The 15,879-nt window shown below is 45.4% G+C and carries 15 protein-coding genes; 10 read left to right on the top strand and 5 right to left on the bottom strand.

All coding sequences use genetic code 11. The features are described 5' to 3' along the window. Positions 1-80 precede the first annotated feature (80 nt). Positions 81-623: a hypothetical protein gene (locus H3S83_RS11685; RefSeq protein ID WP_198239223.1), complete on the top strand. Its 543-nt coding sequence runs from the start codon at positions 81-83 to the stop codon at positions 621-623. A gap of 60 nt (positions 624-683) precedes the next feature. Here H3S83_RS11685 and cobJ read toward each other — a convergent pair whose 3' ends face one another. The 4 genes from cobJ to cobG are packed head-to-tail and all read right to left on the bottom strand — an operon-like array spanning position 684 to position 4,869. Then, positions 684-2,087 (bottom strand): precorrin-3B C(17)-methyltransferase, encoded by a 1,404-nt coding sequence (gene cobJ, locus H3S83_RS06535; protein ID WP_198239224.1) that lies wholly within the window; start codon positions 2,085-2,087, stop codon positions 684-686. A 23-nt stretch (positions 2,088-2,110) separates the two neighbouring features. Continuing rightward, complete coding sequence (locus tag H3S83_RS06540) at positions 2,111-2,851, bottom strand: precorrin-2 C(20)-methyltransferase (protein ID WP_198238165.1); 741 nt, start codon at positions 2,849-2,851, stop codon at positions 2,111-2,113. Next, positions 2,848-3,474: a precorrin-8X methylmutase gene (locus H3S83_RS06545; protein ID WP_198239225.1), complete on the bottom strand. Its 627-nt coding sequence runs from the start codon at positions 3,472-3,474 to the stop codon at positions 2,848-2,850. The genes H3S83_RS06540 and H3S83_RS06545 overlap by 4 nt, the downstream gene beginning before the upstream one ends. A 27-nt stretch (positions 3,475-3,501) precedes the next feature. Beyond that, complete coding sequence (cobG, locus tag H3S83_RS06550; protein WP_198239226.1) at positions 3,502-4,869, bottom strand: precorrin-3B synthase; 1,368 nt, start codon at positions 4,867-4,869, stop codon at positions 3,502-3,504. Positions 4,870-4,940: 71 nt separating this feature from the next. Here cobG and cbiE point away from each other — a divergent pair, with 71 nt between their 5' ends. The 8 genes from cbiE to ilvN all read left to right on the top strand — a co-directional run bounded on the left by cbiE (position 4,941) and on the right by ilvN (position 13,509). Next, positions 4,941-6,155, top strand: a complete 1,215-nt coding sequence (gene cbiE / locus H3S83_RS06555; RefSeq protein ID WP_198239227.1) for a precorrin-6y C5,15-methyltransferase (decarboxylating) subunit CbiE — start codon at positions 4,941-4,943, stop codon at positions 6,153-6,155. 128 nt (positions 6,156-6,283) lie between these two features. Further along, positions 6,284-6,526, top strand: a complete 243-nt coding sequence (gene hfq / locus H3S83_RS06560; RefSeq protein WP_077973529.1) for an RNA chaperone Hfq — start codon at positions 6,284-6,286, stop codon at positions 6,524-6,526. A 190-nt stretch (positions 6,527-6,716) separates the two neighbouring features. Then, positions 6,717-8,066 (top strand): GTPase HflX, encoded by a 1,350-nt coding sequence (gene hflX / locus H3S83_RS06565; RefSeq protein ID WP_198239228.1) that lies wholly within the window; start codon positions 6,717-6,719, stop codon positions 8,064-8,066. Between the two features lie 29 nt (positions 8,067-8,095). Continuing rightward, positions 8,096-8,638 carry a gamma carbonic anhydrase family protein gene (locus H3S83_RS06570; RefSeq protein WP_198239229.1) on the top strand — a complete coding sequence of 181 codons (543 nt, stop codon included), beginning with the start codon at positions 8,096-8,098 and terminating at the stop codon, positions 8,636-8,638. Positions 8,639-8,707: 69 nt separating this feature from the next. After that, a complete protein-coding gene (locus tag H3S83_RS06575; RefSeq protein WP_078039461.1) occupies positions 8,708-9,691 on the top strand; it encodes a bile acid:sodium symporter family protein in 984 nt (327 codons plus the stop codon). Beyond that, positions 9,675-10,490, top strand: coding sequence for a methyltransferase domain-containing protein (locus tag H3S83_RS06580; protein WP_077971316.1), 816 nt, complete (start codon positions 9,675-9,677; stop codon positions 10,488-10,490). Before H3S83_RS06575 ends, H3S83_RS06580 begins: the two co-directional genes overlap by 17 nt. A gap of 635 nt (positions 10,491-11,125) precedes the next feature. Continuing rightward, positions 11,126-12,925, top strand: a complete 1,800-nt coding sequence (locus tag H3S83_RS06585; protein WP_198239230.1) for an acetolactate synthase 3 large subunit — start codon at positions 11,126-11,128, stop codon at positions 12,923-12,925. Positions 12,926-12,936: 11 nt separating this feature from the next. Then, complete coding sequence (gene ilvN / locus H3S83_RS06590) at positions 12,937-13,509, top strand: acetolactate synthase small subunit (RefSeq protein ID WP_077971318.1); 573 nt, start codon at positions 12,937-12,939, stop codon at positions 13,507-13,509. A gap of 73 nt (positions 13,510-13,582) precedes the next feature. Here the strand turns inward: ilvN and H3S83_RS06595 are convergent, their stop codons facing one another. Further along, positions 13,583-14,656, bottom strand: a complete 1,074-nt coding sequence (locus H3S83_RS06595; RefSeq protein WP_198239231.1) for a nitronate monooxygenase family protein — start codon at positions 14,654-14,656, stop codon at positions 13,583-13,585. A gap of 86 nt (positions 14,657-14,742) precedes the next feature. Between H3S83_RS06595 and H3S83_RS06600 the strand changes: the two genes are divergently transcribed. Further along, the gene (locus tag H3S83_RS06600) at positions 14,743-15,864 is read left to right on the top strand and encodes an ATP-dependent RecD-like DNA helicase (RefSeq protein ID WP_078039465.1); all 1,122 of its coding nucleotides are present in this window, start codon (positions 14,743-14,745) and stop codon (positions 15,862-15,864) included. Positions 15,865-15,879: the final 15 nt, after the last annotated feature.

Below are 15,879 nucleotides of genomic sequence, written 5' to 3' on the forward strand. Positions count from 1 at the left end.
AGGAGAAAAAAATCGTTAAAGGGCTTTATAAGTTCGATCGTGTTTAAAGCATTATCGAAGAGCTAAGCTGAGGTGCCCGTATGTCAAGCGTATTTCCTAAATCCATCTTTATCTTTGCCAGTTTTGCACTGTCCGTTACCGGATGTACGACCACACCAAACTCGACAACGGCGACAAATTCCCTGACGACTGCTGTTGCAAGCAATCCGGCACCGAAATTTCCCTCATTTACCGCTCCGACACGCAGCGTAGCCCCCGATCTCGCACAAGCATGTATCAATAGTGCAGCAAATAAGTATTTTTTGCCTACGCGCGTTATCAAAGCGGTTGATTCCCGCAAACCCGGAGATGGCTCGACACAAGTTATCCTCAAAGTTGATTTACGTGATGCTGTTTGCACCGTCAGTGCAGGAGGTGTCGTAAAATCGGTGATTGACACATCTCCGAAAAGTGCAGATCAGATAGCTGCGGAAGCTCAGGCGGCTGTGGGAACCAAAGCTTTATCGCAAAATACAACAGAAACCACTGTTGTCAGGACACCTAAGAAAACGACATCGACAACCTCTACCGGTGTTAAAAAACGGACACAAGCGACAGCAGCCTCAGGGCAATCCTTATACTAAGAGATTGACTGGCATAGCGTTAATAGCGGTATAGCCATTAATGAAAGGGTGATCTGGGTTTTACCTATCCGGATAGGAACGGGGGGTATAGCTCCACACTTTGCCAGCCCTTTCAAAACGGCGTGTTTCACTTGAACCGATGATAACCACAGAACGACTCTTAATGTCTCCGATGTTCAAGTCGGCGAGTGTCGTTATCAAAGTCTGTTCGCCGGTGCGTCCGATATCGGTGCCTATCATAACAATCCGGTCAGTAGGGCAAAGTTGGTTCAATATACGCAAGACATCAACGATTTTCGTCGGGCGGTTGCGTGATACGGGGTTATAAAGTGCCAACACCATATCCGATTTTATTGCCGCAACCAGTCGCTTTTCGATGATTTTCCACGGTTTCAGATTGTCAGATAATGAAATAACCGCGAAATCGTGCCCCAATGGCGCTCCGAGACGCGCTGCGGCAGATTGGGCAGCAGTGATACCCGGTTCTACTTTTACTTCGACATTGTTCCAAAGCGGCGAATAGTTCTCGTCGAGAGTTTCAAAAACAGCGGCAGCCATGGCGAATATTCCGGGGTCTCCCGAAGAAATCATAGCCACTCTTTTGCCCGTAGCGGCAAGGTCCAACGCTTCTTTTGCCCTTAAAAGTTCTTGCCTGTTATCGCTCGGATGGAGCGTTTGTTTCGCCAGAAACGGAGATGCGAGTTTTATATAATAATCATAGCCGAAAATATCGGTTGCTTCTGCCAAAGCATTACGGGCAGAAAAGGTAATATTTTCGCTGTTTCCAGGCCCCAGTCCGACAATTGTAAGCAGCCCGTTTTTTTTGCTCTTGCGATAAACGAGCTTGGTAGACGAGCCCGTTATATCACTCCCGTTTTCATCAATAACGATCTTAAGTGAAGCGTCAGTTGCGAATGGGAGTGAAGCGGTAGCAAACCATTGATGCGTTCCCACCAGCTCCACCGTTTCTCCGGCAAGAAGCGAAGAAAGAAAACTTGCAGCATCGTTTTTGTTGACAAGTTCAAGGTCTTCCGGAGGGGTAAGAAGATTTAGACCAAATCGCAAAAATCCGCTGGTGGTAATTGCTGCATGACTATCAAGAAGCTTTGCGAGATCTGAAGCGAGATCATTCGCGCCGATATTCGCTCCCAATAATGGCACAACGGAAGAGCCATCTTCGGCAATGCACAAAACCGGAGGTTCACTGAATTTGTCTTTCAAAAGCGGGGCAAGAATTCTAACCATTATACCGCAAGCACAAAAAGCAACGATCGGACGGCCGGATGTAAAAGCATCTTTAATTGAATTGGCTATGTCATCGACGATGGTAATATCGGTGCCCTCGACACGGCTTGTTCCATATATGGTTGCGTTTTTCAAAAATTTGGAAATAGCAATAGCCCGATCTTTCGAAAAATCGGAAAATATAAATATGCCAATATGTTGTGACGAATAATTAAACAATATAATTAACCTTTTTGCCTATGTCAGGTCTTATTCTGATGCTTTATACCCGGTATCAATACAAGTGAGAAATAGGGCGATTTTTCACTATCAGCTTCAAGGATAGGAATGATTTTCTGCTCGTCCATTGTCGCTCGTTCGATATAAAGTGCGCGTTCCGTCAGGCCGGTTATTTCCAAAGCCTCTTTTATTTTGGACAGGTTTCTTCCCACTTTCATAATAGCAAATGCATCGCCATTGCGGAGTTTTTCGACAAGCGCCTGTTTCTCCAACACGCCCGACAAAACGGTAAAGCTTTGATTGCGGTAGCACAGAGGCACCTGTAAAACAGATGCAGCTCCGAATATTGAAGAAATACCCGGAATGATTTCTGTCGGGTAGCTTTTTCCCAAAAGGTCATAAAGATACATAAACGAGCTATAAAATAGCGGATCCCCTTCAGCCAAAATAACAACAGTTTTGTTATTTTTTAAATATAAATCAATCGTTTGGTACGAGTTGTTATAAAACTGATTTAACTTTTCGCGATAAAGATCGGATCGGCTGTCCGATTGCACAGTTACGGGGTAGGTCAATGGCTGTAAATGTGCTTTTTCAGAAATCCAACGCTTGGCAATTCTTAGCGCATTGCTGTTATGCGTTTCCGTTTCGTGATAAACGATAACGTCGGCGGACTGGATCGCTTTCATTCCTTTAACCGTTATAAGTTCGGGATCGCCGGGGCCAACGCCAACACCGATAAGCTTTGCTCGTTTTCCGTTCATTCGCGTTCACTCGCCAAAGCGTTAATAGCAGCCGCTGCCACTGCGCTACCGCCCCGTCTTCCGTGAACAACAATATAGGGTATGGAAAATTGGTTTTTAGCCAAAGCCTGTTTTGATTCTTTTGCGCCGACAAATCCTACCGGACAGCCGATAACCAATTCAGGCTTTTCAAAACCTTGTTCAATGAGGTTAAGAAGGTGAAAGAGTGCTGTCGGTGCGTTACCAATGACGACAACAGAGTTTTTTATATAAGGTTTCCAAAGTTCGACTGCTGCTGCTGAACGCGTGTTTCCGATTTTTTTCGCGTGTTCCGCTACAGATTTATCTGCGAGTGTACAGATAACCTGATTATTCGCCGGTAAACGTTTTCGTGTGATTCCTTCGGCAACCATTTTGGCGTCGCATAATATTGTAGCACCGTCGGCGAGCGCCTTCCTACCGATACTGCCAGCGCCGTCGGAAAATGCAATATCTTTCACAATGTCAGTCATACCGCAGGCGTGTATAACCCTGACAACCAGCTTTTCGAGATCGGCCGGTATATTGGTGAGATCAGCTTCCGAGCGTATTGTTGCAAATGACCGGTTGTAAATTTCCTGACCATCTCTCAAGTAATCAAGCATAGCTTCACGCCTTTTTATGGAATTTTTCTATTTCTCGTTTTCAATATAGCGCATAACATCAGATATGCTCATATTCTCGCACAAAAGTTGCCCGAATTTATTTTTTCCCGTCTCATTCGTTAAATTTGCACGATAGAGGTTATAAATACCGTTTTTGACAGCGAGAATCGTGAATGGAAAAGCTTCGGTTGCCACGCAGGATTTTGAACACGCGGTCAAGTGAACGAGCGCTTTCGGATTGCCTGAAAAATGCTCAACGAGATATTTTCCATCACGTTGAACATTGGAAAGTGCCGAATGACAGAGAGGCGCACCGGCACAACAATAAACATAAAGTGCAGGGTTGTTTTCATCGGTTGCAAGCCCAAGTTTCGAAAGGCCGTCTCTGATCAATGTTGCTTCATCCCGACTGCAATCGGGTATGATGATCCCCTGATAATGGGTAAGGCGTATCGGCGTGTTGCGAGCGCGCATTCTGGCAAGTTCTGCAATGCCGTGCAAGGTTTTCGATGCCATTCGTCCCAGTGCAGGTCTTGCACCCACATAAAAAAAGCCTTTCTGTTTCTGCGGTAATATGCCGGTTAATGTCGAAAGGTTTTCGTGTAATTCGGGGTTCATCAACGGTTTAGAGATATCATTGCCAAAGTGTTGATAGATTTGGGCAAGAAAATCTTTAAATTTGCCACTGACACAAAGATGCTTCATGCGACTTATGGAAGGTTCGGATTTTGTTATGGAGATGAACAATCCGAGCGCATATCGTATAAATTCCAGCGCTTTTTTTTCTGTGATGCTGCCAATGGTAGGCGATTTGCTATCCGGCATATCGAGCGCCGATGAAGCAAATCCGAAATTGTAAGCTTTGCCGTCAGGATGGGCTGAAAGCCAGATATCGGCTTTATGGTTCAAAACCTGTGTTGTTTCACCGCCATTTATCAGAAATGAAAATTTCGGAGACAGGCTCGCAAAGTTTTTTTCAAGTTGCAACATAGCAAGAAGCTTGTCGGCAAATTCAACAGTATTACACGACATGTCTACGTCAATGCCGGCTGTTGGTGCAACCATGACATTTCGAATATCGTCGCCTTCCGGAGTTAAAGGTCCAAGACCAAGATCAAGAATTTTGTTGATCAACTTCTGTTGGTTGTTTTTTGCAACAGCGCGTATTTGCACATTTGCTCTTGTTGTGAGTTCGACATAGCCGCACGAAAAGGTTTCGGCTGCGTCTGCTATGCCGTCAATTTGCTCGCTCGTCAAACGGCCTAACGGTAGTTTTATTCGGCAAATCCCGCCATCATTAGCTAGCGGCATACGAAACAATCCCGGACAGGCAAATCGTCTATCCTGAACTGCCTTGATTTTAACTTCATTTTCTGTAGGTGCGGCGGTAATCATTTTGCTTGCTCTCGGAGTGGGCAGATTCTAATAAAGCTAAATAGGGACAAATAGCTTACCGATCAACGTGAATGAACAAAAAACCTTGGCTGACAATTATTGGTATCGGAGATGACGGCTGGAGTGGCCTTACGCTGCGCCAACAAAATGCTTTAACTGCGGCTTCCTATATATTTGGCGGCAAAAGACACCTTGGTTTTTTGCCTGAAAATTTGCCGGCAAAATTAATTCCTTGGCCGTCACCTTTTTCAAAAGGCGTAGACGGAATATTGTCGTTAAAAGGGCAAAATGTTGTCGCGCTGGTCAGCGGAGATCCTATGTTTTTCGGAGCAGGAGCAACCTTACTTCGAAAAGTACCCGTAGCCGAGGTATTGGTTCTGCCACATCCGTCGTCGTTTTCATTGGCCGCATCCCATCTCGGCTGGGCCTTGCAAGATACAGTCTGCCTTTCAATCAACGGCCGTCCTATTCGTTCCATCCTTGGCCAATTGCAGAACAATAACCGATTGATTATTCTGTCGGAAAACAAAAACAGTCCGTCAGAGCTTGCAAAACTCCTAGTAGATTATGGTTTTGGTGGAAGCGAAATGACTGTCATGGAACATTTGGGTGGTGAAAAACAGCGCATTCGCGCTCGAAAGGCTGATAAATTCGACCTTGATGATTGCGAAAATCTCAATCTGGTAGCGGTTGAATGTCACGCCGATCGTGCAGATACCGGATTTAGTTTTTGTTCGGGATTGCCTGATGACGCCTTTTTCACAGACGGTCAACTCACCAAACAGGATGTCAGGGCAGTTACTATGGCGCATCTTGCTCCGAAATTTGGTGAAGTATTGTGGGATGTTGGAGCCGGTAGCGGCTCGATTTCGATTGAATGGTTACGTGCCGCTAGAGGAACACGTGCTTATGCAATTGAAAAAAAAGAGAGTAGACAAAATACGATTTTAAAAAATGCCGATCACTTTGGAGTTATCGGTCTCTCGCTTATCAGAGGAGAAGCGCCGTTTTGTCTGGCTGGCCTTGAAAGCCCCGATGCTATATTTATTGGCGGCGGTTTTACCCATCCCGATTTGTTCGACTGCTGCTGGAAAAGTTTGAAGTCCGGTGGAAGGCTGGTTGTCAATGCTGTAACGCTTGAAACCAATGCCATCCTTGCAGAGCATTCCAAAAAAGTTAATGCGCGCCTCATTCATCTTGCATTTGCCGAAGCGGTTCCTTTGGGAAATTTTCACGTATGGCGCAATTCGCTTCCGATCACCATGATGATTGCCCGAAAAACCTGAACTGTTTAATATATTATGCTACTTAAAGCTGTGGGCGCGGTTGTAGTTACGGATTGACAATTGGTGGTTTTTTGTTCGATATGAACAAATTAGAATTTTATGCGGTTCGAAATATAGGTATAAGAACAATGACAGAACGATCGCAGCACCTGCAGGATCTCTTTCTGAATGCAGTACGTAAACAGAAGATTTCTCTTACAATCTTTTTGGTAAATGGCGTCAAACTTACCGGCATAGTAACTTCGTTCGACAATTTTTGCGTGTTGCTGCGACGTGACGGGCACTCCCAGCTCGTTTACAAGCATGCGATATCGACCATAATGCCTAGTCAGCCGGTGCAGATGCTGGATGAAGAAGAGGACATTGAATAGCTTCTCTTTAATAGTTTTTCGGGGAAATAGCTTCTTGGGCATTTTTTAAAAAGGAATTTTCGGTTGAAACTTCAAAAAAGAGTTTTCGGTTGAAAAAGTTTTCTTGTCAAAAAATATGGTCTTTCCGCTTTCCGGGCTTTTCACTTCCCGGTCTTCCTACTTTTATGTCGAGTTTTGTGGTTAGCTTGGCATGATGGACGATCATGACAAGACCCACAAACTGATTTCAAGACAAACAGTTGAAACACGAGCAATTGTTATCGTTCCCGTCATATATGATCGGGAGAATTCAAAAAAAAATTATGAAGCTTCGTCGCGCACGCGTATCGACGAAGCGGTCGGGCTTGCCGAAGCCATCAGGTTGGATGTTGTTGAAAAAATATCCGTTAATGTTGAAAAACCGCGCCCGGCAACCTTGTTAGGTCAGGGAAAAGTCGAAGAAATCGGCAAAATTGTCTCTGATGGAAAAATCGACCTTGCGGTCGTGGACTCTTCCCTGACGCCGATCCAGCAGAGAAATCTTGAAAAAGCCTGGAACTGCAAAGTTATTGATCGCACAGCTCTTATTCTTGAGATTTTTGGCGATAGGGCAAGAACAAAAGAAGGTGTCCTTCAGGTGGAGCTTGCCCACCTCAATTATCAAAAGGGTCGATTGGTCAGAAGTTGGACCCACTTGGAAAGACAGCGCGGTGGCAGCGGCTTTCTCGGCGGACCTGGTGAAACACAGATTGAAGCTGACCGGCGCATTTTGCAGGCCAAAATTGTCCGCATTAAGCGTGAACTTGAAACAGTCGTCAGAACAAGAGCACTCCATAGGGCGAAAAGAAAAAAAGTCCCTTATCCGGTTATAGCACTTGTCGGTTATACCAATGCCGGTAAATCGACATTATTCAATCGTTTGACGGGCGCGGATGTGCTGGCCAAAGACATGCTTTTTGCAACACTTGATCCGACATTGCGCAAAGTAATCTTGCCGCACGAACAGACGGTGATGTTGTCGGATACCGTTGGATTCATTTCCGATCTTCCAACCCATCTCGTTGCAGCATTCAGAGCCACATTGGAAGAGGTTGTCGAAGCTGACCTCATCCTTCATGTGCGCGATATGTCGGACGTCGAAAACCACGCCCACGCGCAGGATGTCTTGAATATTTTATCAAGTCTCGGTGTAGATACAGATGATCCTCATCACATTATAGAAGTCTGGAACAAGGTCGATTTGCTCGACGATGTGTCACTGGCTGCTTTGCAGGATTCTGCCCGCACTTCTCTCACGCCGGTTGTGGCTGTTTCTGCTCTAACCGGCAAAGGCGTTGACAAACTTCTCGCGATTATTGAAAAACGAATATCTGGCGAAATGATCAAACGGCAAATTGTTCTCAAGCCGGATGAATATGGTCTTCTTGATTGGCTTTACAAGAATGGTGAGGTCGTCAAAAAGACGTCTAAAGATGACGGTTCGGTTATTGTTTTGGCAAATCTAACCGTACAGGCGAATGATCGCTTCGATAATATCATTAAAACAAAACATTCGGACTAACCGAAATTTATCTCCGGAGGGAAATGCAAATGGCTTTTTATCGGCTTGATGGTATAGATCCCGTTGTTGAAGATAGTTCAGCAAGCTGGGTTGCAGAAAGTGCCGAAATTATCGGAAAGGTGGTTTTAAAGCCGCGCTCCAGTGTTTGGTTCGGAAGCGTTTTGCGCGGGGACAATGAAACGATTACTATTGGTGAGGGAACAAATATTCAGGATATGACAATGGTTCACACCGATGTTGGTATCGAAGTGTCAATTGGCAAAAATTGTACTATTGGTCATAAAGTCATCCTTCACGGTTGCACCATTGGAGATACCAGCTTGATCGGAATGGGTGCCATTATTATGAACCACGCGGTTATTGGCGAAGAGTCGATAGTGGGAGCAGGGGCATTGGTTACTCAAGGAAAACAGTTTCCGAGCCGGTCACTTATTGTTGGCAATCCGGCACGTTTTGTCAGAGGGTTGACCGATGAGGAAATTGAAGGCATCAAGAAATCTGCGTCACATTATTATGACAATGCACAAAGATTTAAATATAATCTGGTGCCTCTGTCTTTGCCAGAACAATGATAGATCCATTTACGAGGGGCTACTCATCAACTATTCCATTTTCTTCGTACAACAAGAAGAATAACAATAATGAAGTTTTTGCCAGACAAATTCTTAACTGCGCTGATTGTGGCAATTATCATTGCCAGCATCGCCCCAATATCCGGAAAAGCGGCGGATTGGTTTTCGTTGCTTACCCAGATTTTTGTCGGATTACTATTCTTCCTGCACGGAGCAAAGTTACCGTGGCAAGCGGTTCTAGCCGGTATTGTTCACTGGCGACTGCATTTGACAGTGTTTCTTGCGACATTTGTTCTTTTTCCGATTTTGGGTGTTTTGGCAGGCATTATCGTTCCGGGGTTGAAAGAGTCTGCTTTCTATGCGGGCATCCTCTATTTGTGCGTCTTGCCTTCAACGGTCCAATCGTCGATAGCTTTCACGTCCATTGCCGGTGGAAATATTCCTGCTGCAATTGTTTCGGCTTCAGCATCGAATATTTTTGGCATGTTTTTAACGCCGCTTCTCGTCGGACTTCTGTTTTCCGCAGGCAGTGGCAACGCAACCATATCGGCAACGGCATTTGAAAGCATTCTGGTGCAACTGCTTATTCCGTTTGTTCTCGGTCAGCTTTGCCAGCGCTTTATCGGAAATTTTATAGTGCGGCACAAATCCTTGACTTCAATCGTCGACAGAGGGTCAATTATTCTGGTTGTCTATCTTGCATTTAGCGAAGCGACTACAAGCGGATTGTGGCACACCACAAGCTGGCACGATCTGATTGTGATGATTATTATCGACGTGGTTTTGCTAGCGATTGTATTGACCGTCACATGGTATGGGTCAAAATTGTTAGGCTTCGACGAGAAGGACTGCATAACAATTACTTTTTGTGGTTCGAAAAAAAGTCTCGCAAGTGGCGCGCCAATGGCAAATGCCATTTTTGCCGGCTCGGGTGGGGCAATCGGCGCAATTGTCTTGCCACTCATGTTATTTCACCAGATACAATTGATGGTATGTACGATCATTGCCCGTCATTTATCGGAAAGAAGAAAACAAAGTGGCACAGACGAATAAAGCCGAATTGGAACATTTTTATAACCTCGGGCTTTCCCTTGAAAAACAGGGAAAATTTGATGAAGCAGCCGCAGCATATCGGCGGGCATTGGAAGCAGATCCCGAAGATTATGGCGGGATTAGAGTGAGACTTGCTTCTATTAATCGGGGAGAAACGCCGAAGACTGCTCCAAAAGCCTATGTGGCAACTTTATTCGACCAAAATGCCGATATGTTCGATTATATTCTGGTTGATCAATTGGGCTATGACGTACCGTTACAATTGCGAGAACAGTTATTAGCAGCTTTTCCCGACTTGAAATTTGACCGAATGCTCGATCTTGGCTGTGGCACAGGACTTTCGGCTGATGCACTTGATGATCTGGCAAGTGACAAGACCGGTGTCGATCTTTCCGAAAATATGATCGAGATTGCACATGAAAAAGGTGATTACCAGCATCTGTTTGTGGGCGATGCCGTGGAATTTGTTACACGCTCTGCCGAACAGTGGGATTTGATTGTCGCTACCGACGTTCTACCCTATATGGGGGACATCGGATTGTTTTTTGACAAAGTTTCTGAACGTCTTGCACAACATGGAGTTTTCGGTTTTTCAACCGAAACACTTTCCGAAAGCGCATTTAACGGACTGAGCTATAAAGTAGGACCTCATCAACGTTTTGCCCACAACGAGGATTATATCCGGAATGAATTGGCAAAACACAATATTGAATGTGTAAGCGTCAATAATATAGTTGTTCGTGCCGAACAGGGTGAGCCTGTGCCGGGACAATTATATGTCACTCGCAAGATATCCTGACTTTTCGACCGGATCTTGGTAACAGAACTGGGCTCTTTGTTCTCATTGTCCATTTAATCGAACGAATGAACCGGCGATTATATCATCTATATTGTTGAGGAATTTCAGAGCTCGCTTGCTTCGTGCTCCAACCGTTTTTGTTACCTCATAAGCTGGATATGGAATTGAGGTTTGCCATGGGTTGAACCGAAGTGGGAAATATGCCGGTTTTCTAAATCATATGAAAAATAATCTTGTAATTCGTCAAACGTGCCGTAGACGGTGCGGTAAAAACTTCCAAAGGTTCAGGAAATTGTATTTTTCTGACGATTGAAGTCGTCTGTCAGATCCGTGTGCCTTTTAACGTTGATTTCTATAACATGTACATAACAGAAGCGGCTTATACAAAAACATGCAATCGGAAAATCAAGTTTCTGCTTAATAAACTACACATATTAGATAAAAATTGAAACTTTTGGATTGACGGGCTGTCATAGGCATAATAATGTTTCGTGCATGAAACAGATTATTCTAGTAGTGCGAACGCGTATGGGGCAAATGGTGTAACCATTCGGCTAATAGCCACTCATACGCGAAACAGGCTCCCTTGGGGGCCTTTTTTATTAGCCAAAGAATTCAGTTGACGAGTAGGAAAAATGACAGAAGAACCAAAACCAAAAGACAGTTTCGACGGAAAAACAATGTCTGGTGCGGAAATGGTCGTACAAGCGCTTATCGATCAAGGGGTAGAACGTGTATTTGGTTACCCCGGAGGAGCAGTTCTCCCGATTTTTGACGAAATTTATCAGCAGAATTCATTCGAACATATTCTTGTTCGCCATGAGCAGGCAGCAGGACACGCAGCCGAAGGATATGCTCGCAGTACCGGTAAAGTCGGCGTTATGTTGGTGACATCTGGTCCGGGGGCTACAAATACCGTTACAGCATTACAGGACGCATTGATGGATTCTATTCCGCTTGTCTGTTTTTCAGGGCAGGTTCCTACAACGCTGATCGGTACAGACGGTTTTCAGGAAGCCGATACCGTCGGTATTACACGCCCATGCACGAAACATAACTGGTTGGTAAAAGACGTAAACGACCTTGCCCGCATCATTCATGAAGCGTTCTATATTGCACAAACAGGACGGCCGGGACCGGTTTTGATCGACATACCGAAGGATGTACAATTTGCTTCGGGCGTTTATACCGCGCCGCGGTCCATGCCACGCCAAAGCTATCGCCCCCAATTGGACGGTAACGCCAAAGCAATCGAATATGCAGTTTCAATGCTTGCTGAAGCGAGAAAACCGGTAATTTATACCGGCGGCGGTGTTATTTCCTCCGGTGCCAATGCGGTAAGATTGTTGCGGGAACTTGTTGCTCTCGGTGATTTTCCTATCACATCAACACTGATGGGATTGGGTGCCTATCCGGCATCAGGAAAAAATTGGCTGGGTATGCTCGGTATGCACGGTACTTATGAAGCCAATATGACAATGCATGATTGCGATGTGATGTTGGCCATCGGTGCACGTTTTGATGATCGTATTACCGGTCGTCTTGACGCTTTCGCACCGAAAGCAAGAATTATTCATATCGATATCGACCCTTCATCAATCAACAAAACTGTTCAGGTTGAAGTCCCGATCGTCGGCGATGTTGCGCATGTTCTGGAAAATATGACGCGCAGTTTGCGTGCTCTGAAACCGGTGCCGGACAAAGAAGCAAGAAAAGTCTGGTGGGATGAAATCAATCACTGGAGAGCGCGTAATTGTCTGGCTTATAAGCACAGATCCGATGTTATTATGCCGCAATATGCGATAAAACGCCTTTATGAACTGACGAAAGACAAAAACGCATATATCACTACGGAAGTTGGCCAACACCAGATGTGGACAGCTCAGTATTATGGCTTCGAGGAACCACGCCATTTCATGACATCGGGTGGATCAGGGACGATGGGATATGGCTTTCCGGCTTCGATCGGCGTGCAAATTGCGCATCCTGATGCGCTGGTTATTTGTGTTGCAGGCGACGCCTCGATCCAGATGAACATTCAGGAATTGGCAACGGCAATGCAACATAAAACACCCGTCAAGGTGTTTATATTGAACAACCATTATATGGGAATGGTGCGCCAATGGCAGCAGCTTCTCCATGGAAACAGGCTGTCGAATTCCTACACAGATGCTATGCCGGATTTTGTCAAACTCGCCGAGGCTTATGGTGCTGTTGGTATCAGATGTTCAAAACCGGATGAACTGGATGGGAAAATCAAAGAAATGCTTGAATGCGACAAGCCGGTTTTCTTTGATTGTGTGGTTGCCAAGCAGGAAAATTGTTTTCCGATGATTCCATCGGGTAGGGCACATAATGACATGCTTCTTCCTGACGAAGCTAATGATGAAACAATTCAGAATGCTATCGACGCAAAAGGTCGCTCGCTTGTATAAGGGATAGAATGATGAACGCACAGAATTTAAGTTTTGGTTCGGCTTATTTTATCGAGCCGAATAATGACCCGATGGAAACGCATATGCTTGCAGTTCTCGTTGATAACGAGCCGGGCGTGCTTGCGCGCGTTATCGGGATGTTTTCTGGACGCGGTTATAATATTGAAAGCTTGACAGTTTCGGAAACAGAACATGCAGAAAAGCTTTCCCGTATTACGGTTGTGACACGGGCAACGCCGCAAGTTCTTAACCAGATTCGTCATCAGTTGGAACGGATTATACCGGTTCATCGCGTGGTCGATTTGACTGTTCGTGCACGTGAGCAGGGGCAAGATGGACCTATCGAGCGGGAATTGGCACTTATAAAAGTAACAGGTGAAGGTGCCGATCGTGTGGAAGCATTGCGTTTGGCCGAGGCATTCCACGCCAAGGTGATTGACGCAACGGTCGAACATTTTATTTTCGAAATTACCGGCCGCACCGCCAAAGTCGATCAGTTTATTTCCATTATGGAGCCTTTGGGATTGGTAGAAATATGTCGTACAGGTGTTTCGGCGATGAACCGTGGTCCGGACGGCATGTGATAACGGAAAGCTAAACGATAAACCAGTTTGAAGGTCTCTACCGCAAGGTAGGGGCTTTTTTTAAACGCTATTTTTATGACGATTGCATAGCAGCAAGAAATTCTTTTTTGAGGCAAGCAAGGAGTTTCTTTGCGTCCATCGGCCGGGAAAAGGGAGCACCTTGGCCAGCCCAATAGGCACCGAATCCGAAGTCCTGTTTTTCTTTGGCAAGACTGGCAATTTGTTTTGCCGCGTCATAGGCATAGGGATAGGAAGGTACATCTTTATCCGGCTGATGCCAGGTGAAATCGACAAAAGAATTATAAAGCGCACGCGCTGGTCGCCCTGAGAAAGCACGTGTCATAACTGTATGATATGCTGATTGGCTGGCGAGAGTTTGTTTATATCCGCTATCGGCTTGAGATTGGGGACAGGCTATAAAAGCGGTTCCCATTTGTACCGCGCTCGCACCGGCTTTAATGCATTCTGCAATATCTTGACCATCCATCAATCCGCCAGCCGCTATGACGGGGATGGAAAGATTTTTCAAAATTACCTTTAAAAGCTGTTTGAGAGAAAGACATGAGTCCGCTAAATTTTCATCAAATGTCCCTCGATGACCGCCGGCCTCATAACCTTGAGCAATAATTGCATCCAAGCCGGCCTTTTCAATAGCCCAAGCTTCATCAAGATTGGTTGCTGTTGCTATGAGATATATTCCCGCTTGCTTCATAGCCAAGATTTTTTCGGTTTCGGGAAGTCCGAAATGGAAACTCACAATTGCCGGTTTTTCTTTCATAACGAGCTCGAACAATTCGTCGTTCATATAAAAACTGCTATAGATTTCCCGCAAAGTTCGAGGTGGCTCGGCGTTAAATTTGTGGAATAGGGGGCTTAATTTCTGAAGCCACGCGTCGTCAATTTGTTCGTCGGGCTTGACAGGCTTGTGGCAAAAAAAATTGATATTAAATGGTCGCCTTGTGACCTTTTTTAATGTTTCTATTGCCCGAGATGCAGCATCAGGCGAGGATGCGCCCAATCCCAGAGAGCCAATAGCACCATTATTACAGATTTCTGCCGCAAGCTCCGGTGTTGAAACTCCTGCCATTGGAGCTTGAATAAGCGGGATTTCGAGATTGAAATGATGACAGAAATCGATGTAGGACATATCTTCCTCCCTAAAAACACAGGTGCTGTTTTTAAAAGGACTATAATGGACTTGCTCTGAACCGTCGAATCCTGTTTGGATAAGTTATGCAATTTTCACCACAGCAAGATAAAGCACTGACCAGCGTCGCAAATTGGCTTAAAAATGGTCAGTCTCAGGTTTTTCGTTTGTTTGGCTATGCGGGCACGGGAAAAACAACCTTGGCACGCTATTTTGCCGAAAGCGTTGATGGTACGGTGCAATTTGCCGCTTTCACCGGTAAAGCGGCGCAGGTGTTACGCTCAAAAGGCGCGAGCAATGCGCGAACTATTCACTCTTTGATATATCGCCCAAGGGGTGAAGAAGAAGTTGCCGACGAAAACACAGGTAAAACTTCGATGGCACCGATGTTTTCACTCAATCGTCAAAGTCCGATTGCACAGGCCAAGCTTGTTGTCATTGATGAATGCTCAATGGTTGATGAACAGCTCGGCCGTGATCTCATGAGCTTTGGAACCCCTATTCTTGTGTTGGGAGACCCCGGACAATTGCCGCCAATATCGGGAGGCGGATTTTTTACCGAACATGAACCGGATTTCCTTTTGACGGAAATTCACCGTCAAGCACGGGATAACCCGATTATCCGTCTGGCAATGGATGTTCGTGAAGGACGCGATATTGACTATGGCGACTATGGTGCGGCTCAAGTCATAACGCGGAAGCAGGTTGACCAGCAACTGGTTCTCGACGCCGATCAGGTTCTCGTTGGCATTAATCGAACACGTCGCCTTTATAATAAGCGTTTAAGAGAACTCAAAGGTTTTACAGCCGATTACCCGCAAGCCGGCGATAAGCTTGTTTGCTTGCGCAATGATCCGGCCAAAGGTTTGTTGAACGGGTCGTTATGGAGGGTAATGACGGCATCCAAGGAAACCGTAAAACCCGGTATAAGTTTGCTCGTCACTCCTGAAGATGACGATCGCGGTGTTGCAAAAATCAAGTTACTGAAAGCAGTTTTTGATGACCCGGAAAGCGAGATTTCCTGGCAAATGAAGCGCCGTTATGATGATTTTGATTATGGCTATGCTTTAACGGTCCATAAAGCCCAAGGCTCGCAATGGGATAATGTTGTATTATTTGATGAGAGTTTTGCTTTTCGTGATACGCGCGAACGTTGGCTTTATACAGCAATTACGCGTGCAGCCGAAAAATTGACAATTGTACGATAATCAATTCTTCTGATA

It is taken from the genome of Bartonella sp. W8122, assembly GCF_016102485.1.
Lineage (GTDB): Bacteria > Pseudomonadota > Alphaproteobacteria > Rhizobiales > Rhizobiaceae > Bartonella > Bartonella apihabitans.